At 71.7% G+C, this 18411-nt stretch carries 14 protein-coding genes; 2 read left to right on the top strand and 12 right to left on the bottom strand.

Annotation, left to right across the window (positions count from 1 at the left end; genetic code table 11):
• The first annotated feature begins 100 nt into the window (after positions 1-100).
• Together ACZ5Z2_RS01260 and ACZ5Z2_RS01255 are read left to right on the top strand one after the other, a co-directional pair.
• Positions 101-2164 carry a transglycosylase SLT domain-containing protein gene (locus ACZ5Z2_RS01260; protein WP_464760166.1) on the top strand — a complete coding sequence of 688 codons (2064 nt, stop codon included), beginning with the start codon at positions 101-103 and terminating at the stop codon, positions 2162-2164.
• Between the two features lie 78 nt (positions 2165-2242).
• The gene (locus ACZ5Z2_RS01255; RefSeq protein ID WP_464760165.1) at positions 2243-3463 is read left to right on the top strand and encodes a multifunctional CCA addition/repair protein; all 1221 of its coding nucleotides are present in this window, start codon (positions 2243-2245) and stop codon (positions 3461-3463) included.
• 19 nt (positions 3464-3482) lie between these two features.
• On the opposite strand, the gene ACZ5Z2_RS01250 is transcribed toward ACZ5Z2_RS01255, so the two are convergent.
• The 12 genes from ACZ5Z2_RS01250 to gspF all read right to left on the bottom strand — a co-directional run bounded on the left by ACZ5Z2_RS01250 (position 3483) and on the right by gspF (position 18252).
• A complete protein-coding gene (locus ACZ5Z2_RS01250) occupies positions 3483-6164 on the bottom strand; it encodes a bifunctional diguanylate cyclase/phosphodiesterase (protein ID WP_464760164.1) in 2682 nt (893 codons plus the stop codon).
• 44 nt (positions 6165-6208) lie between these two features.
• Positions 6209-8821, bottom strand: a complete 2613-nt coding sequence (gene hrpB / locus ACZ5Z2_RS01245) for an ATP-dependent helicase HrpB (RefSeq protein ID WP_464760163.1) — start codon at positions 8819-8821, stop codon at positions 6209-6211.
• 431 nt (positions 8822-9252) lie between these two features.
• The gene (gspD, locus tag ACZ5Z2_RS01240; RefSeq protein ID WP_464760162.1) at positions 9253-11667 is read right to left on the bottom strand and encodes a type II secretion system secretin GspD; all 2415 of its coding nucleotides are present in this window, start codon (positions 11665-11667) and stop codon (positions 9253-9255) included.
• Positions 11667-12332: a hypothetical protein gene (locus tag ACZ5Z2_RS01235; RefSeq protein ID WP_464760161.1), complete on the bottom strand. Its 666-nt coding sequence runs from the start codon at positions 12330-12332 to the stop codon at positions 11667-11669. The genes gspD and ACZ5Z2_RS01235 overlap by 1 nt, the downstream gene beginning before the upstream one ends.
• Positions 12329-12979: a type II secretion system protein GspM gene (gene gspM / locus ACZ5Z2_RS01230; RefSeq protein WP_464760160.1), complete on the bottom strand. Its 651-nt coding sequence runs from the start codon at positions 12977-12979 to the stop codon at positions 12329-12331. Before gspM ends, ACZ5Z2_RS01235 begins: the two co-directional genes overlap by 4 nt.
• Positions 12976-14139 carry a type II secretion system protein GspL gene (locus ACZ5Z2_RS01225; RefSeq protein WP_464760159.1) on the bottom strand — a complete coding sequence of 388 codons (1164 nt, stop codon included), beginning with the start codon at positions 14137-14139 and terminating at the stop codon, positions 12976-12978. The genes gspM and ACZ5Z2_RS01225 overlap by 4 nt, the downstream gene beginning before the upstream one ends.
• Positions 14136-14987: a type II secretion system minor pseudopilin gene (locus tag ACZ5Z2_RS01220; protein ID WP_464760158.1), complete on the bottom strand. Its 852-nt coding sequence runs from the start codon at positions 14985-14987 to the stop codon at positions 14136-14138. The genes ACZ5Z2_RS01225 and ACZ5Z2_RS01220 overlap by 4 nt, the downstream gene beginning before the upstream one ends.
• The gene (locus ACZ5Z2_RS01215) at positions 14984-15637 is read right to left on the bottom strand and encodes a prepilin-type N-terminal cleavage/methylation domain-containing protein (protein ID WP_464760157.1); all 654 of its coding nucleotides are present in this window, start codon (positions 15635-15637) and stop codon (positions 14984-14986) included. Before ACZ5Z2_RS01215 ends, ACZ5Z2_RS01220 begins: the two co-directional genes overlap by 4 nt.
• Entirely contained in the window at positions 15634-16047 is a 414-nt protein-coding gene (locus tag ACZ5Z2_RS01210) for a prepilin-type N-terminal cleavage/methylation domain-containing protein (RefSeq protein ID WP_464760156.1), read from the bottom strand. The genes ACZ5Z2_RS01215 and ACZ5Z2_RS01210 overlap by 4 nt, the downstream gene beginning before the upstream one ends.
• On the bottom strand, positions 16044-16556 hold the full coding sequence (locus tag ACZ5Z2_RS01205; protein ID WP_464760155.1) for a GspH/FimT family pseudopilin: 513 nt from the start codon (positions 16554-16556) through the stop codon (positions 16044-16046). The genes ACZ5Z2_RS01210 and ACZ5Z2_RS01205 overlap by 4 nt, the downstream gene beginning before the upstream one ends.
• Before the next feature lie 10 nt (positions 16557-16566).
• A complete protein-coding gene (gene gspG, locus ACZ5Z2_RS01200) occupies positions 16567-16992 on the bottom strand; it encodes a type II secretion system major pseudopilin GspG (protein ID WP_464760154.1) in 426 nt (141 codons plus the stop codon).
• Positions 16993-17034: 42 nt separating this feature from the next.
• Positions 17035-18252 (bottom strand): type II secretion system inner membrane protein GspF, encoded by a 1218-nt coding sequence (gene gspF / locus ACZ5Z2_RS01195; RefSeq protein ID WP_464760153.1) that lies wholly within the window; start codon positions 18250-18252, stop codon positions 17035-17037.
• Positions 18253-18411: the final 159 nt, after the last annotated feature.

Here is an 18411-nt window from a genome sequence, read left to right as displayed (position 1 = left end):
GTGGCGAAGTGCAGCAGCTTATCAGGCAAGCGCGCGATCCCGAGGCGGGTTCAGCCGCATCCTCTACAATCCGGCGCGGGGGGATCACCAAGGAGTTTCCATGTTCGCGAAGGCCACGCCCCGGCGCCATTCCCTCACCGTGTTGCTCGCGTGCTGCAGCCTGCTCGCCGCCTTCGGCGCGCGCGCCGCCGCGTCCATCGACGCCCAGCGCGCCGCGTTCAGGCAGGCATGGGCCGCGGCCCAGCAGGGCGGCGACGGCTGGCACGCGTGGGACGCGCAACTGCGCGGCTACCCGCTCTATCCCTACCTGCCCGCCGCCGCGCTGGAACACGACATCCGGCAGGTCGACCTGGCCACGGTGCAGGCCTATCTCGCGCAATATCCCGAGCTGATCCCCGCGCAGGATCTGCGCCGCGACTTCCTGCTGGAACTCGCGCGGCGCCAAGACTGGAGCGGCTTCCTCGCGCTGTACCAGCCCGGCGCGAACGACGCGCTCGCCTGCGATGCCGTGCAGGCGCGCATGGCCGACGGCGTGAAGCTCGACTTCGACCGCGACCTCGCCGCGCTGTGGGCCAAGCCCGAGCTGCCCAAAGCTTGCGATCCCGTGCTGCAGGCGGCGCACGAGCAGGGCCTGCTGACTGCGCCGCGCCTGTGGTCGCGCATCGCGCGCGCCGCCGACGCCGGCCGCGACGGCACCATCGCCGCGCTCGCCGGCTGGCTGCCCGCGCCGCAAGACCAGCAGGCGCAATGGCTGGCGCAGGCGCTGCGCGATCCGCAATCCGCGCTGGCCGCCGCCACGAACTGGCCCGACACCGCGCATGCGCGCGAGGCCGCCACGCTGGCCCTGCTGCGGCGCGCGCGACGCGACACCGACGACGCCGACGCGGCATGGCAGCGACTGCGCACGCGCTTCCGTTTCAGCACCGGCCAGCGCGACGCGATCGAGCGCGCACTGGCGATCTTCCATGCCGCCGATTACGACCCGGACGCGCAGCAGCAATTGCTCGCCCTGCCCGCCGCCGCGCAGACCCCCACCACCCGCGAATGGCGCGTCCGCGTGGCGCTGGCCGCGCAGGACTGGCCCGCCGTGCTCGCCGCCATCGCGGCGATGCCGCCGGAACAACAGCAGGACGACGAGTGGCGCTGGTTCCGCGCCCGCGCGCTGGCCGCCACCGGTCAGGCCGGACAGGCGCAGGCCATCTACGCCGGGCTCGCGAAGGAAACCACCTTCTTCGGCTACCTCGCCGCCGACCAGCTCGGCCAGCCCTATGCGATCTGCCCGCGCGCACCCGTCGACGATCCGCAGCAGCAACAGGCGCTGCTGGCGCAGCCCGGCCTGCAACGCGCCTTCGAGCTGTTCGCGGTGGATCTGCCGAAACTGGCGCGGCGCGAATGGACGCGCGCGCTGGACGGTGCCGACGAACGCACGCAGGTGCTGGCCGTGCAACTGGCCGACGCCCGCGGCTGGTACGACCGCGCCGCGTTCACCCTCAACCACGGCGAGGCGATGCGCTACTACGCGCTGCGCCTGCCGCTGGACAGCCGGGTCGGCGTGGTGGCGCAAGCCGAGCAAGCCGGCATCGATCCCGCCTGGGCCTACGGCATCCTGCGCTCGGAAAGCGCGTGGATGACCGACGCCCGCTCCGGTGCCGACGCACGCGGCCTGATGCAACTGGTGCCCGCCACCGCCGCGCTGGTGGCCAAACGCAACGACCTGCCGTGGGCCGGCGGCGACAGCCTGTACGACCCCGCCACCAACGTCGCGCTGGGCACGCGCTACCTCGCGCAGGTGGCCGCGCGCTTCGACGGCGCGCCCTGGCTCGCCAGCGCCGCCTACAACGCCGGCCCCAACCGCGTCGACCAGTGGCTGGCCGCGCGCGGCACGCTGCCGCCCGATTTGTTCATCGCCACCATCCCGTACAAGGAAACCCGCGAATACGTGGCCCGCGTGATGGACTACAGCGTGATGTACGACTGGCGCCTACACGGCAACGCCCTGCCGGTATCCAGCCGCCTCACCCCGATCGGCCAGGCCTACGTGCTGCCGGACGGCACGACGCCGCGCAAGGCGGTGGATTGTCCGACGCAGGTGATGGCGGCCCCTGCCGGCCCGGTGCAAATGCCGGCCACGGCGGCCTCCGCAGCGGACGAAGCCGGCCGCTGAGCATTGCCTGACCCGGCTGGCCACGGGCGCGGCCTCGGGGAAGGAAGCCCGCGCTTCCCGCCATGCCACAATCGCCCCATGCGCATCTATCTCGTCGGCGGTGCCGTCCGCGACAAGCTGCTGGGAAGGCCGGAGGGCGACCGCGACTACGTGGTGACGGGCGCGCGCCCGGAGGATCTGCTGGCGCTGGGCTACAAGCCGGTGGGCAAGGATTTTCCGGTGTTCCTGCACCCGGAGACCGGCGATGAACACGCGCTGGCGCGCACCGAGCGCAAGAGCGGGCGCGGCTACCATGGCTTCGTGTTCCAGGCCGAGCCGTCGGTGACGCTGGAAGAGGACCTGGCGCGGCGCGACCTCACCATCAACGCCATCGCCGAGGACGAGCGCGGCGAGTTGATCGATCCCTACGGCGGCGCGCGCGACATCGAGGCGCGCGTGCTGCGCCACGTCTCGCCGGCCTTCGTGGAAGACCCCGTGCGCCTGCTGCGCGTGGCGCGTTTCGCCGCGCGCTTCGCGCCGCTGGGCTTCCGCGTGGCGGACGAGACGATGGCGCTGCTGCGGCGGATGGTGGACGAGGGCGAGGTGGATCACCTGGTGCCCGAGCGCGTGTGGGCGGAGACGCGCAAGGCGCTGGCCGAGGCGCGGCCGTCCGCCTTCCTGCGCGTGCTGCGCGAGGCCGGCGCGCTGCGCGTGCTGTTCCCGGAAGTCGACGCGCTGTACGGCGTGCCGCAGCGCGCGGAGTTCCATCCCGAGATCGACACCGGCACGCATGTGGAGATGGTGCTGGATGCCGCGGCGGCGATCGCGCCCGGCGACGACCTGGTGGGCTTCTGCGCGCTCGTCCACGACCTCGGCAAGGCGCTGACGCCCCTCGACGAACTGCCGCGCCACGTGATGCACGAACAGCGCGGCGTGGCGCCGCTGCGCGCGCTGGCGGCGCGGCTGAAGGTGCCCGCCGAACATGCCGCGCTGGCCGAGCTGGTGTGCCGCGAACACCTCAACGCGCACCGCGCGCTGGAACTGAAGCCGGCCACCGTGCTGAAGCTGCTCGCCGCGCTGGACGCGCTGCGCCGGCCCGAGCGGCTGGAGACTTTCCTCGCCGCCTGCCTCGCCGACAAGCGCGGCCGGCTGGGCCACGAGCACGACCACTACCCGCAGGCCGCGTACCTGCGGCAGGCCCGCGCGGCCGCCGCGGCGGTGACCGCCGCGCCGTTCGTGGCGCAGGGGCTGGCGGGCCCGGCGATCGGCGCGGCGATGGAACGCGCGCGCGTCGCGGCGATCGCGCAACTCAAAGCCTGATCCACGCGACGCCCCGCGCTCAATCGCGCTGGAACGGCGCCAGCTCGGGGCTGTGCAGGCTGTAGCCCTGCAGGGCGTTGACGCCGAGTTCGGCCAGCGCCTGCACGGTGGCGGCGTCGGCGACCCATTCGGCCACCACCTTGAGGCCGAGCTGATGGGCGATGTCGGTGACGGCGCGCACCATCAGCCGGCTCACCGGATCGGTGAGCATGTCGCGCACGAAGCTGCCGTCGATCTTGATGGCGTCCACCGGCAGGTTTTTCAGGTAGGTGAACGAGGACATGCCGGCGCCGAAATCGTCCAGCGCGATGCTGCAGCCGACCGCGCGCAGCCGCTCCATGAAGCGCACCACCGCGGCGAGGTTGCGCACCGCCACGGTTTCGGTGATCTCGAAGCACACCCGCGCCGGATCGACCTGGTAGAAGCCCAGCCAGTCGACGATCTGCTCGGCCAGCGCGGGATCCTCGATGCTGGCGCCGGAGAGGTTGATCGAGGCCATGCGCAGCCTGGGCCCGGCCGGGTGCAGCCGGTCGAAATGCGCCAGCGCGGTCTGCACCACCCAGCGGTCGATGCTGGGCATCAGGCCGTAGCGCTCGGCCGCGGACAGGAACACGCCGGGCGGCAGCAGCGTGCTGGTTTCGTCGCGGTAGCGCAGCAGCAGTTCCACGCTGGGCGCATCGCCCGCCTGCGCGCCCACCGCGTGGATCTCCTGGTAGGCGAGCAGCAGCAGGCCTTCGTCCACCGCCCACTGCAGGCGCTGCGCCCATTCCATTTCGCCGTGGCGGCGCAGCGTCTCGTCGTCGCGTTCGGAGTGGAAGTAGACGCGGTTGCGGCCGCGCTCCTTGGCGAGATAGCAGGCGGCGTCCGCCTGCGCCATCAGATCCTTGGCCTGCACCCCCGGATGGTCGACCAGCACGCCGCCCACGCTGGCGCTCACCAGGTAGCTGCGCTGCTCCCAGGTGAACACGTAGCCGTCGATGCTGCGGCGCAGGCGCTCGGCCAACTGCTCGGCGGCGGCCTGGTCGGCCACGTCGAAGGCGAGCACGCCGAACTCGTCGCCGCCCAGCCGCGCCAGCACGTCGACCTCGCGCAACTGGCGGCGCATCACCGCCGCCAGTTGCACCAGCAGCTGGTCGCCGGCGAGGTGGCCCGAGGTGTCGTTGATGAGCTTGAACTGATCCAGATCCAGGTACAGCAGCGCGGCCGGCGCATCCGGGCCGACGCGGGCCAGCGCATCGTGCAGGCGCTGCTCGAACTCGTGGCGGTTGTACAGTTCGGTGAGCGCGTCGTGGCTGGCCTGGTGGCTCAGGCGTTCGGTGAGCCGGCGTTGTTCGCTGATATCGGCGGCCACCATCAGCAGCTTGTCGCCGCCGTTCATGACGACATGCGAGATCGCCACGCTGGCCCAGAACGGCACGCCCATTTCGTCGCGCAGGCTGGCCTCGGTCTGCCCGACGGCACCCGCCTCGGCGAGCCGCGCCGCCGATTGCGGATCCTCGAACAGCCCGGCGAGCAGGCGCTCGGCCACCGTGGCGCCGAAACGCGCGCGCGCGGCCTGGTTGGCGTAGACGATGCGGCCGTCCTCGGCGCGCGCCAGCAGCACCAGCGCGGGCAGGCGCTCGTTGAGCGCGCGGAAGCGCTCCTCGCTTTCGCGGTAGCGGCGGCTCATGCTCCAGCCCAGTTCCAGCGCACGGTGGCGGGCGCTGGCGATGGAGTACACCAGCAGCGCCAGCAGCACGCTGGCCAGCGCGCCGGCCAGCAGGGTGGCCCAATGCCACACGCTGACCTCGAGGTTCAGCGGATACATCGCCACGTCCCAGCGGCGCCCGCCGTGCACCAGGACGCGGTCGTAGCGATAGCCGACGCGGCCGGGCGCCGCGCGGCCCGGCGTGGAGTCGTACAGCAGTTGCGGCGTCGGTCCGGAGACGTCGAGCATGCGCAGGCGCAGCATGCGCTTCAGTCTGGGCGGCAGGGCGCGTTCGACCAGCGTGTCGAGGCGAAACGAAGCCGAGGCCGAACCCAGTTCGCGCGCGCGCCGCTCCGCCACGGTCTGCGGTATGGTGCCGCTGCCGAAAACCGGCAGGGACAGCACCACGCCCTCGCCGCCACCGGATGCCTGGCTGGGCTGCACCAGCCGGAACGGCGCCGACATCACCACTTCGTCGCTGTCGCGCGCCTGCAGCAGGCCGGCGAGGTTCGCCTTCTGGCTGGCCTCGTCCAGCCCGATCAGGGCCTCGTTCCCGGCCAGCGGCTCGGCCAGGCGGATGATGTAGTGCGTACCGTCGGCCTGCTGCAGTTTCTGCGCATAGGTCAGCGCCAGCAGCGCCGGGAATTGCAGGCGCGGACGCATGTTGCGGTAGAAGTCCGCGAACTCGCCGGGTTCCACCGAGTCGGAAGCGAGGTACAGCGACTGCGTGGCGCGCATCAGGCCTTCCAGCATCTGCAGCTGGCCTTGCAGGTTCGCGTAGAACTTGTTGGCCAGCGCGTCACGCTCCGACCATTGTTCCGCCTGCGCCCGTCGCCACTGCTGGTTCTGCACCAGCAGGGAGAGTCCCAGGCCCAGCAGCAGCGCCAGCGCGCTCCACAGGCACGCCAGCGCGCGCCAGTGCGGCGACGGCTGCCGCTGCAACGCGTCATCGCCGGCTTCCTCGACGAGCAGCGTGTCCGCGTTGCGGTGGTTCCCTTGCGTGGACGTGGACAAAGTCTCGACTCCTGCCGCTGCCTGTTCCGTCGCGCCCCCTGATACTACCGCCGTTCCCTCGGCTTGGCCCGGTGCGTGGGAGTGGCCGTCCACGGATCGTCGGGCCATGGATGCTTCGGATAGCGCCCCTTCAGCTCCTTCCTCACCTCGGGATAGGTGCGCTCCCAGAAGCTGCACAGATCCTGAGTCACCTGTATCGGCCGGCCAGCGGGAGACTGCAGATGCAAGGTCACCGGCACGCGGCCGCCGCCCACGCGCGGGGTGTCGGCCAGTCCGAACAGTTCCTGCAGCTTCACCGCCAGCACCGGCGGCGCATCGGGCGCGTATTCCAGCCGGCGCGTCTGGCCGCTGGGCACCCGCAGCGCATCGGGCGCATGGGCGTCCAGCGCCTGCCGCTGCACGTGGTCGAGCAGGGACGACAGCGCCTGCGCGAGTTCCTCCGCGTCCAGCGCGTCGAGCCGGCGCTTGCCTTCGAGGTGAGGCGCCAGCCAGTCGTCCAGCGTGGCGAGCAGGTACGCATCGGAAACGTCGGGCAGCCCAAGCTCCGGCATCCACGCGCGCAGGGCCTGCACGCGCAGGCGCAGGCGGCGCGCGTGTTCGCTCCACGGCAACGCGTCCAGCCCCTTGCTGCGGACGGCGGCGAGCAGCGCGGGCAAGGCGTCTTCCGGCCGTACCGGCACGCTGCGGCGCTCCAGCACGATGGCGGCGTAGCGGCGTTCCTCGAACGCTTCCACCGCATCGCGCGCGTCGTTCCAGCGCAGCACGCGCTCGCGCGCGAAGCGTTGCGGGCAGTCGCGCTCCAGCACGCGCGGGTCGAACGGCGCGGCGGCGAGGATCAGGCTGTCGCGCGCGTCGAAGCGCAGATCCAACGCCACCAGCCACGGCTCGCCGAGCAGCGCGGTGTCGTCGCGCAGGCGCGCGCCGCGGCCGTTGGCCAGCGTGTAGCGCAGCGGGTTCGCCTCGTCGCGGCGCGCGATGCGGTCGGGGAAGGCGTGCAGCAGCAGGTCGCCCACCGCATGGCTGTCGGGCGTGCCACTGGCGGACGTCCGGACGTCCAGACGTCTGCGCCAACCTTTTGCGGCCTGTTCGATCGCGGCCAGCGCGCCGGCGTCCGCGCCGTGGCCGCGGCGGTCACGCCACGCGTGCAGCGCGGCCACGCGCAGGCGAAAGTCGTCGCTGCGCGCCTGCTCGCCGCGCAGCGGCGAGCGCGCCTCCATCAGCGCCAGCAGGTCGGCGACCAAAGCTCGCAAGCTGTCCGGCGCGCGCAAGGCCGCCGCGCCGAGGCGCGGCGTGGCGCCCAGCGCCAGCATGCGCCGGCCCAAGGCCGTGATGCGGCCGTCCGCCTCCAGCGCGCCCAGATTGGCGAGCAGTTCGCGCGCCTGCGCCAGCGCGCCGGACGGGGGCGCGTCCAGCCACGGCAAGGCGTCGCTGCCCCAGGCCGCGAGTTCCAGCGCCAGGCCGGAAAGCTCCGCCTGCGCGATCTCCGCCGTGCGCGCAGGATCGAGCCGCCTGCTCTGCGGCCACAGGCGGTAGGCCGTGCCCTCCGCCACGCGGCCCGCGCGGCCCGCGCGCTGGTCGGCGGAGGCCTGCGAGATGGCCACGGTTTCCAGCCGCGTGAAGCCGGAATGGGGATCGAAGCGCGGTTCGCGCGCGAGGCCGCTGTCGATCACCGCGCGGATGCCCGGCAACGTGACGCTGGACTCGGCCACGTTGGTGGCGAGCACGATGCGGCGCGTACCCGGTTCGGCGGGCGACAGAGCCCACTGCTGTTCCGTCAGCGACAGCTCGCCGTGCAGTGGCACGATTTCGATATGCATGCCTTCCCCTCTCCCTCCGGGAGAGGGTGCCCCGGCAGGGGCGGGAGAGGGTGCGGACGAAGCGTAGCGCCCCGCTCCGTCCGCACCCTCTCCCCCAACCCCTCTCCCGGAGGGAGAGGGGAGCATCTGCTCAAGGATCGTCTGCGCCCGCGCGATCTCGCGCCGACCCGGCAGGAAGGCCAGCACGTCGCCGTCGTTCTCCGTCAGCGCCTGCTTCGCCACGCGGGCGAGTTGATGCTCCAGGTTCTCCTGCGTGCGCGCCGGCGGATGCTCGATGCGCACCGGGAAACTGCGGCCGAGGCTGCTGAGTCGCGGCGCATCCAGCCAGCGCGCGATGCGCTCGCCGTCCAGCGTGGCGGACATCACCAGCAGGCGCAGGTCGGGCCGCAGCGTGGCCTGCACGTCCAGCGCCAATGCGGCGCCGAGGTCACCGGCGAGGTGGCGCTCGTGGAACTCGTCGAACAGGATCGCGCCGATGCCGGCCAGCTCGGGATCGCCCTGGATCAGCCGCGTGAGGATGCCCTCGGTGACCACCTCGATGCGCGTGGCCGCGCTGGTCCTGGACTCGAAGCGGATGCGGTAGCCGACGGTCTGCCCCACTTCCTCGTTCAACTGCCGCGCCATGAACTGGGCGGCGGCGCGCGCGGCGATGCGTCGCGGCTCCAGCATCACGATCTTCCGACCGCCAAGCCACGGCGCATCGAGCAGCGCCAGCGGCACCTGGGTGGTCTTGCCCGCGCCGGGTGGTGCCTCCAGCACCAGCCGCGGCGCCGCTTCAAGCGACGCGCGGATCTCGGGGAGCAGTGGCGTGATCGGGAAGCTTGGCGGTGCGGGACTCATGCGCGGCGATGATATCGGTCGCAATGGCTATAGGTGCAATTGCGGCCTTCGGGATGCGGAGTTATTCGCGCCCTTTCATGTCGCTCACCTTGAGGATCTTGGCGACCACAAGTTCACGCTCACAAGATCCGAGGTTGCCGTAATGGCCCAATGGCCCCAACGTACCCTGGACAACGACGTGGGACGTGCCCCAAGGCCCCGAAACATCCGCAGCGGGCAACTCCGCCATCGACATGTCTCCACGTATGCACCATCTGGCTTCCTTGCCATCGGGGGTGAAGACGGCGTTTTCAAAGTTGTAGAAGTACTCGCCGCTATATGCGGCCTGGCCCGACGGCACGGATGCACATGCCGCAACCAACAGGACGGCTACGCAAACCAGTGGCACCAAGCAGGTTCGTACCACGACCACCTCCTCAAGTCTGCACGCTTCAATGCTGCAACGGGGCCGTGGTCGCCGCGCCTCCCGCCTTCGTCGCACGCTCCGCCTGCAACGGCTTCAGCGACTCGAACCCGCGCTGGTAGTCGTCGGTGATCTGGCGGGCTTCCTCGCTGTTGCGGATCACGCGCGGGGTGATCAGCACGATCAGCTCGGTGCGGTTGCGGGTGCGGTTGGTAGTGCCGAACAGGCGGCCGAGGATGGGCACGCGGTTGAGGCCGGGCACGCCGTTGTCGTCGTTGCTTTCGTTCTGCTGGATCAGGCCGCCGAGCAGCACGGTCTGCCCGCTCTGCACCGCCACCTGGGTCTGCATCTGGCGGTCGGCGATGGTGTAGTTGCCGTTCTTGTCCTGCGTGGTGGGGTTGCTCACTTCCTGGCTCACGTCGAGATAGACCAGTCCGCCCGGATTCACCCGCGGCACCACCTTGAGGATCACGCCGGTGGTGAGGTAGTTCACCGAGCCCACCGTGGCCGCGCCGCCGCTGCTGCCCAGGCCGGAAATGATGTTGTTCGTGTTCACCGGCACGTTGTTGCCCACCATGATGCTGGCCGGCTGGTTGTTCATCACCACCAGCGAAGGCGCGGACAGCGTCTTGGTGTTGCCGCTGTCCTCCATCGCGCGCACCGCCACCTGCATCTGGCTGTTGAGGAAGGAGTAGAACAGCGGTTCGCCGCCGTAGGCGTTGCCGCCGCCGCCCAGCGCCACCTGGCGATGGCGGTAGGGCTGGCCGGGGGTGATCGTGACGTTGCCGTTGCTGTCGGTGGTGCTCTTGCTGCCGGTGAGGCCCTGCAGGTACCACTGCACGCCGAACTGGAACTGGCCGGTGAGGTTCACCTCGAGGATGCGCGTCTCGATCTGCACCTGCAGCGGAACCACGTCCAGCCGCTTGATCGCCGCCTCGATCTCGCCCCATTGCGAGGGCCGCACGCGCACCAGCAACTGGTTGTTGGCGTCCACCGAGCCGATGCGGACGCTGCCGTCCTGCGAGCTGTACTGGCGGTCGTTCGCGCCGGCGTTGCCGAAGCTGTTGCCGGCGGACATCGCGCCGCCGCCGGCCGTGCCGTTGCCCAGCCCGCCGCTCAATCCGCCGTTGCCGCCGCCGAAGCTGCCGAGGCCAGCGCTGCTGCCGGTATTGCCGTTCAATCCGCCCAGCCCGCTGCTTGCGCCCGCGGTGTTGCTGCTGCCGAAGCTGCCGGCCGTGCTGCCCATGCCGCTGGCCGATCCGCGCGCGTTGTCGGCGCTGCCCAGCGTGCCCGAGCTGAGCCCGGGGGCGACTTCGCCGCCGCCGGAGCCCGAGTCGCCGCCGCTGCCGTTGGCGTAGATCTGCGCGAGGTACTTGGCGAGGTCGGATGCCTTGACGTTGCGCACGTCGTACACGTAGAGCTGCGGCTGGTTGCCGCCGCCCTGGTCGATGCGCGCGATCCAGTTGCCCACTTCGTCCACGTAGTTCGGCTGCGTGCTGATGACCACCAGCGCGTTGGTGCGCTTGATCGGGATGAAGCGCAGCATGCCGGCCAGCGGGGTGTCGCCCTTGCTGCCGAACATCTCGTCCAGCTTGGGCATCAGCTGCTCGACGTCCGCGTGCTGCAGGCTGAACACGCCCACCGACATGCCGCGCAGCCAGTCCACGTCGAAGGTGCTGACGGTGCGCTGGTAGTTGGCCAGCTCGTCCGGCGTGCCGGACATCACGATCACGTTGCGCGCGGCGTCCACCAGCAGCACCGCGTCGGGCCGCGCGAACGGCTTGATCAGCTTCTGCATCTCGCTGGCGGCGATGTAGTGCAGCGGGAACAGCCGCGCCTGCAGGCCGCCGGCCGGCGCCGCCGCGCCGAGGCTTGGCACCAGGTTGCCGCCCACCGCATCCTTCGACGGCAGCACCACGTAGCTGCCGTTGCGCTCGACCAGGGCGTTGTTCGTCCACGACAGCAGCGTCTCCAGGATCGGCAGCGCCTGGCTGGCGTCCACCGGCTCGGCGGTGGAGAAGGAGATGTTGCCCTGCACGCCGGGCACGATGGTGTAGTTCTTCTTCAGCAGGTCGCCGAGGATGGCCTTCACCACCGCCTGCACCGGCTGGTTCTCGAAGTTGAAGGTGACGCCGTTGGCGCCGGCCGCCGACGGGCGCGGCGTGGCCAGCCCGGTGGCGTGCACGAACTGGCCGCTGCCGCGGCTGACCTGCGGCAGCACCGCGCCGCTGGCGGTGGTGGTCTGGTCGTTGTTGAGCGGCAGCGGCGCCGGCACCGGCGCGTGCGTGCCGGCCATCGCCTCGCGTTGCAGGGAGGCGTCGTCCGATTGCGGCGGCAGGCTGGCGCAACCGGCCAGGACGACCAGCATGGCCAGGGCGACGGTGCGCGGCAGGCCGGATCGCAAACGCTTCCGCCAACGTGCGGAGGTGGGCTGACGGTGCATCAGTGGACTCCTTCGGGATTGGCAGCCTGTCGTGCGGCGCGGCGCTGCAGGACGGCAGCCTTGAGCTTGCGCAGGCGTTCGAGCTGCGCGGGGTTGTATTGCGGCGGCGACCGCGGCGGCGCATCCGCCGCTGGCCTGCCGGCGGTGTCCGGCGGCGCGGGCGCGGCGGCCGGTTTCGCAATGTCGATGCCGGCGCCGGCCGGCAGCTTGAGCTCGGTGCGGCCCTGCGCGGAATCGAGGATCACCGAGCGCGACCGCACCTCGACCAGCCGCAGGCTGTCGTCGGGCAGCGCCTGCCCTTCGCGCAGGCGCAGCTCCCGGTCGCCGTTCTTGTCGTGCAGCAGCGCCATGTGCAATTGCGGCGTGAGGATGATGCCGGTGAGCGCGAGGTCGCCGATGCTGCTGCCGCCGCTGGCGGCGTGCGCCTCGGGCTTGCGGTCGGGGCTGAACAGCGATTGCTGCCACACCGGCGCGAACGCGGCCAGCGGTTGCGGCACGGGCAGGCTGACGGGCCTGGCGGACACCGGCCGCAGGCTCGCGGCACGCGGCGCATCCCAGTGCACGCCGCGGCCGAAGCCGAGCAGCAGCGCCAGCCACAGCGCGAGCAGCAGCAGCGCAAGCAGCGCGAGTGGCGGTGTCAGCCGGCGTTGGTTGGCGGCGTTCATGGCGTGCCTCCCGCATCGCCCGTTGCCGCATCGGGCGCCGTGGCCGCACTGCCGTTGCCCGGCCGCACGTAGCCGGACAAGGTGAACTGCACCTCCAGCGACGGCGCATTCTCCTGCCGCGCCGCCACCGGGTTGCGGTAGATGTTGAGGTTGTCCACGAACAGGTAGGGCGTGCCCTGCTCCAGCGACTGCAGCACGCCCACCAGCGGCTGGATGTCGCAGCTGAGGTTGATGCTGACCGCGGCCTTGCGGTACGGCTCGCCCGCGGCGGCGGGCGGATTGGGCACCGGCATCTTCTGCGTCACCGTGCAGCTGCCGCCTTCGGTGTGCGCGGCCACGGCGTCCACCACGCGCTGCATCAGGCCGGCGGCGGCGGTGTTGGGATCGTCCTCGGGCAGGTAGGCGTCGCTGGCCGCCTGGCCGGCGCCGAGCGCGGCGAGGCGCTTCTCCAGCAGCGGCTTTTCGGCGATGGCGGCGGCGTAGCGGCTCTGCGTGTCGGCCAGGTCGCCCATCTGCGCGTCGATGGCGCGCAGCGGCGCCACGAACCACCAGTGCAGCAGCAGGAAATAGGCCAGCAGCAGGGCGAGCAGCAGCAAGCCGATGGCGGCGATGCGGCTGTCGCGCGGGCCCAGCTTCAGCGCCTTCATGGCGCGCTCCCGCCGGCGGCCGGCTGGGCGGCGGCATGTTCCGCCGCCGGCTTGTGCAATTGCGCCATCATGAAGAAGCGTTCCTTGCCGCTGCTCGGGTCGGGCTGGATGCTGCCCTGGAAGTTGGCGTTGTCGATCAGCGGCGAACCCTTGAGCAGATCCAGCAGCTTCGCCGCCTGCGGGCTCTGGCCCTGGAAGCCGATCTGGCCGTTGTCGTCAAGGCTGAAGCGCTCCAGCCACGCGCTGGCCGGCAGGCGCCGGGTGAGGTCGAGCAGCACGGCCAGCACGCTCGCGCGCTGCGCCTTGCGCCGGACGAGGAAGCTCGCCGCGCCGGCATCGTCCTGCAACTGCTTGCGCAGGGCGGCCACCTGCTGCGCGTCGCCGCGCATCGCCTCCACCTGCGCCTGCATCTGCGCCAGCGCGCTTTCGCGGTTGTGCAGCCAGCCGCCCATCGCCAGCAGCGCCAGCAGCACGCAGGCGGCGGCCAGCGCGAGGTTCAGGCGCAACCGCGGGTGCGTGCGGCGCGGCGCCTGCTCCGGCAGCAGCAGGTCGACGCCGAGGCGGCCGTCGCCCTGCGCGAGATCCACCGCGTCCACCGCGATGCCCAGCGTCTTGAGCCGGGCTAGCAGCGGCGCCAGCGTGTCGCGCCTGACCGCCAGCAGCTCCACCGCGCAGCGTCCGGCCGCGGCCGGCTGCGCGAGTTCGCGCACCGCGTAGTGCACCTGCGCCAGGGTGAACGGGGTCTGCCGATCCATCTCGTAGCCGGCCACCTGGCGCAGCTTGCCGCGCGCGGCCAGCGGCAGCTGCAGCACGCGGCGCAACACCGCGTTGGCGGGCAGCAGCAGGGCGAGCCGGCGATCCTCGGGATCGGTGGCTCGCCACGCGGCGGCCAGCGCGGCCTGCTGCGCGGCGGCGTCCAGGCCGTCGCTCCAGCGCGCCAGCGGTTCGGGCTGGCCGGCGCGGCGCAGGCACCAGTCGCCATCGGCCGGTTCCAGCAGGTGCCAGCCGGCGCCGCCGGCCAGCGCGGCGCGCCAGCGCGGCGGCAGCAGCGCGGCCAGCTCGCCGCCCCACCACGCGAAGAATCCGGGCAGCGGCGAGCCGCGCCAACTTTCGCGCAAGCGATCCGGCAGCGTCCGCAGCAGCGGCGTTGCAGCACTCATTCCCCTTCACCCTCCTGCCAGCGCAGCACCGTGTAGGGCTGCGATCCCGACCTGCCGGGCTGCAGACGGACAGTGGCGCGGATCACCGCGCGCGTGCCGTCGGCCAGCTCGGCCTGCGAACGAATACTATGCGTGATCCCGCCGCCGATGGGGGGCGCGCCGGCACCGGCGTTTTGTTTCCGTGCGGCTTGCATGGCCTGCAGCTGCTGCGGCGTCAGCCCGGGGATCGCGGCCAGCGCCAGCGGCGGCGCGGTGTCCGGATCGGGGATGGCGCGCCCGGACCAGATCGTGATGGCCGGCTCCACCGCCTGGTACAGCTCCGGCGTCATGCCCAGCACCTGCTGCACTTCCTCCAGCGTGGCGAACGGGCCGTGGCGCGGGCCGTAGTCCCGTCCCGCGGCGGTGTACTCGGCGCGGATGCTGTCCGCCTGGGTCGACTCGCCGGCGAAGCTGCGCCAGTCCACCACGTTGGCGGCCAGCCTGGCGGCCGCCGGCGCGTCCAGCCCGGCGGCGCGGAACAGCGCCTGCAGCACTTCGGGCGAGGCGGCGTTGAGGTCGACCTTGCCGTCCTCGTCGACGATGGACACCTGCACCTTGGCGCCGTCGAACGCGAACGGATAGCTGCGGCCGTCGCCCGACCAGCGCTGTTTGGGATCGGATGCCTGCATGGCGTAGATCGCGCGCATCAGCCCCGCCTCGGCGGCGTAGTGCGCGCGCGTCCACTCGAACTGGTAGCGCGTCTGCAGCGCCGACGTGCGCGCCAGCACGGCATAGCCGCCCAGCAGGATCGCCAGCAGGGTGCAGGCCCACAGCACCAACAGCAGGGCCACGCCACGCTGCCGCCTCATGGCAGGCTGCCCGGCAGCAGGCCGATGCGGCCCACCACGGCGGCGGCGTCCACGCGCAGCGGCACGTCCAGCTCGGGCCAGTCGTAGCCGCCCTGCGCCTGCAGCTTGATGCGCACCAGCTGCGGCAGGCGCATGCCGTCGGGCCAGTCGCTGCTCCATGGCAGCGGGTGGTTCATCGCGTCGCGGCCGCGGTAGTCGAAGCTGCCCTTCGCGATGTGCTCCAGCAGCACCTGCGGTTCGCCCAGCGGCTGCTGCGGCTGGCCGTCCGGCGGCAGCAGCGAGAGCTGCAGTTCCAGCCGCAGGCCGCCCTTGCCGTCGTCCGCCAGCCGCAGCACCTGCAGCTGCGGCCCCAGCTTGCCGAGGTAGCCGGGCAGCGGCGCCACGTAGCGCATCTCGTGCTCGCTGCCGATGAAGTAGACCGGCCGACCGTTGTCGTCGCGCTTGACCGGCTGCGCCAGCGCCTGCGACAGCTCGCTGCGCACGAAGCGCTGCGCCGAGCCGATTTCGTCCACGCGCGCGATCGCCGCGCTGCCCGAACGCACGCCGTGGATCGCGCTGCGCACGCCGCCGTACACGGCCACCAGCAGCAGCGCCAGCAGCGCCAGCGCGCCCAGCACTTCGAGCAGGGTGAAGCCGCGCTGCCGCCTCATGGCGCGCCGCCCGGGGGCGCCGGCGGCCGGCCCAGGCGCAGCGTGTCGAAACGCGCCACCTGCGGATGCGCCGTGCTGCCCCAGCGCACCGTCAGCGCCAGCCGGTACAACTGCACGGCATTGTCCGGCGCCGCGCCGGGCACCTGCCACGGCGTCACGTCCAGCGTCCAGCGATAGCGCTTGTCGAACGTTCCGCTGCTGCTGCCGGGCGCCAGCGGCTCCATCACGAAGGCGCTGTCCAGCAGGCTGCGCGCATGCAGCGCCGCCTCGTCGTGCGCCGCCGCGTTGCGCGAAAGCTGGATCGCGCCGCCCGCCACCTTCATCAGCGCGGCGAAGGCGATCGCGAGCAGCAGCATCGCGGCGATGACTTCGAGCAGGCTGAAGCCGCGCTGGCGGGCCGCGCGCCTCACCGCTGCGCCACCTTGTCCACCACCGCCACCTGGCCGGTGAGCCAGGACACGTTGATGCGCCACTGGCGGCGGCCGCTGGTGAGCACGATGTGGCCGCCGGTGGAACTGCCGTCGGGGAAGAAGCGGATGCGTCCGGTGTGCTCGTCCGGGCGGTCTTCCATCGCGCTGGTGATGGCGATCCTGAGGCCCGTGGGCAGGCGCACGTCCTTGCGCTTCGCGCCGCTCCAGGTGTCCTTGCGGACGTCCACGTCGAACGTCTGCTGCTTGCCCTGCACGATGGCCTGCGCGCGGGTGGCGCGCAGCGCGGCGGCGATCTCGCCGCTGGCCGCGTCGATGCGCGCGCTGGCCAGGCCGTGCGTCACCGACACCGACACCGCCGCCGCCGCGATGCCGATCAGCAGGATCACCACCAGCATTTCCAGCAGGGTGAAGCCGCGCTGGCCACGGCGCGCCGGCTCCCCTGCAGGCACGGAAGCGGGCGGCGGATCGTGGCGCACTGTGCGACGCATGCCGGCGGTCTTACTGCCAGTTGCCCACGTCCTTGTCGTAGCCGTCGCCGCCGGGCTTGCCGTCGCGGCCGTAGAAGATCAGGTCGAAGCTGCCGTGGTCGCCGGGGTACTTGTAGCCGAAGGCGTGCTGCCAGGGATCCTTGAGCTCGGACTCCTTCGCGTACGGGCCCTGCCAGTTCGGCGCGTTCGCCGGCTTGGTCACCAGATCCGCCAGCTGCTGCGGCGGGGTGCCGTTGTCCAGCGCGTAGTTCTCGATCTTCTGGCTCAGCGTCACCAGCTGCGCCTTGCCCGCGCCGTACTTGCCCTTGTCCATGTTCTTGCCGACCTGGGTCACCACCACCGTGCCTACGATACCGATCAGCACGATCACCGCGAGCATTTCCAGCAGGGTGAAGCCGCCCGAGCGGCGGATGGAACGGATGCGTCTGTACTGCATGCAAGACCTCGTCATGTCGGACTCCGGAACGATGTGCGATGGCTATTGGATGTTGCTGGTCAGGCTGAGCAGGGGCAGCAGGATCGCCGCCATGATCAGGCCCACCAGCACGGTCATCACCACGGTGAGCGCGGGCACCAGGGCGGCGAGCAGGCGGTCGATGGAGCGGCGGCTTTCCAGCTCGAAGGTGTCGGCCACCTTGAGCAGCATGGTGTCCAGCTCGCCGGCCTCCTCGCCCACCTGCACCATCTGCAGGGCGAGCCGCGGAAACAGCCTGGACTGGCCCAATGCGAAGCCCAGGCCGGAGCCTTCCTTCACCTGCTCGTGCGCCTGCGCCAGCGCCGCGTCCAGCGCGCGGTTGGCGGCGACCTGCCGCGCGATGGCGAGCGCGCCCAGCAGCGGCACGCCGTTCTTCAGCAGCGTGCCCAGCGTGCGCGCGATGCGCGCGGTCTGCACCTTGAGCAGCAGCGGGCCGGCCACGCGCATGCGCAGCAGGCGCGCATCCCACGCCAGCCGCGCGGCCGGCTCGCGCAGGCGCGCGCGCAGCACGAACGCGCCGCCGACCAGCAGCAGCACGATCAGCCACCACCACGACTGCAGGGTCTGTCCCAGCACCAGCACCGCCTTGGTGATCCACGGCAGCGGCACCTGCATGTCCTCGAAGATCGGCACGAACTGCGGCACCACGTAGGCCAGCAGCAGCACCAGCGAACCCAGCACGCCCACCAGCAGGAAGGCCGGGTAGATCAGCGAGTTGATGATGCTGCCGCGCAGCTGCTGCGAACGTTCGAGGTAGTCGGCCAGCCGGCGCAGCGTTTCCTCCAGCGAACCGCCCGCCTCGCCCGCGCGCACCAGCGCCACGTACAGCTTGGGGAACACGCCGTGCTCCTCGTCCAGCGCCTGCGACAGCGGCATGCCGCCGCGCACGCGGTCACGCACGCGCTCGATCAGCTTCTGCGCGCGCTCGCCCTCGGGCAGGTCGAGCAGGATGCCCAGCGCGCGATCCAGCGGCTGGCCCGCGCCGAGCAGGGTCGCCAGCTGGTGGGTGAATTGCGCCAGCTGGTCGCCGCTGAACGGTACGCGCTTGAACAGCGCGGCGAAGCCGGAGCCGCCGCCCAGCGCATCCGCCGCCCGCGCCTCCAGCGGCGTGTGGCCCTGATCCTGCAGCCGCGCCACCACCTCGTCGACGCTGGACGCTTCCATCTGGCCCTGCAGCAGCTCGCCGGCTTCGCTGACGGCCTTGTATTGGAACTGGCTCATGGGGTTTGATGCTCCCAGGCCTCGATCAACTCAAACGGGTGCGAACCCGCACGGCACGTTTGCCCCCTCTCCCCCGTGGGGGCGAAGCCATGCTGCTTGCGAGCCATTGGCTCGTGCATGGCTGAGCGCCCGAGCGCTGGCGCGAGGGCCGGGGGTTGC

It is taken from the genome of Rhodanobacter sp. G1 (assembly GCF_055397855.1).
The sequence above is the reverse complement of the archived record's forward strand: the minus strand, read 5'-3'. Positions and strand labels throughout refer to the sequence as shown.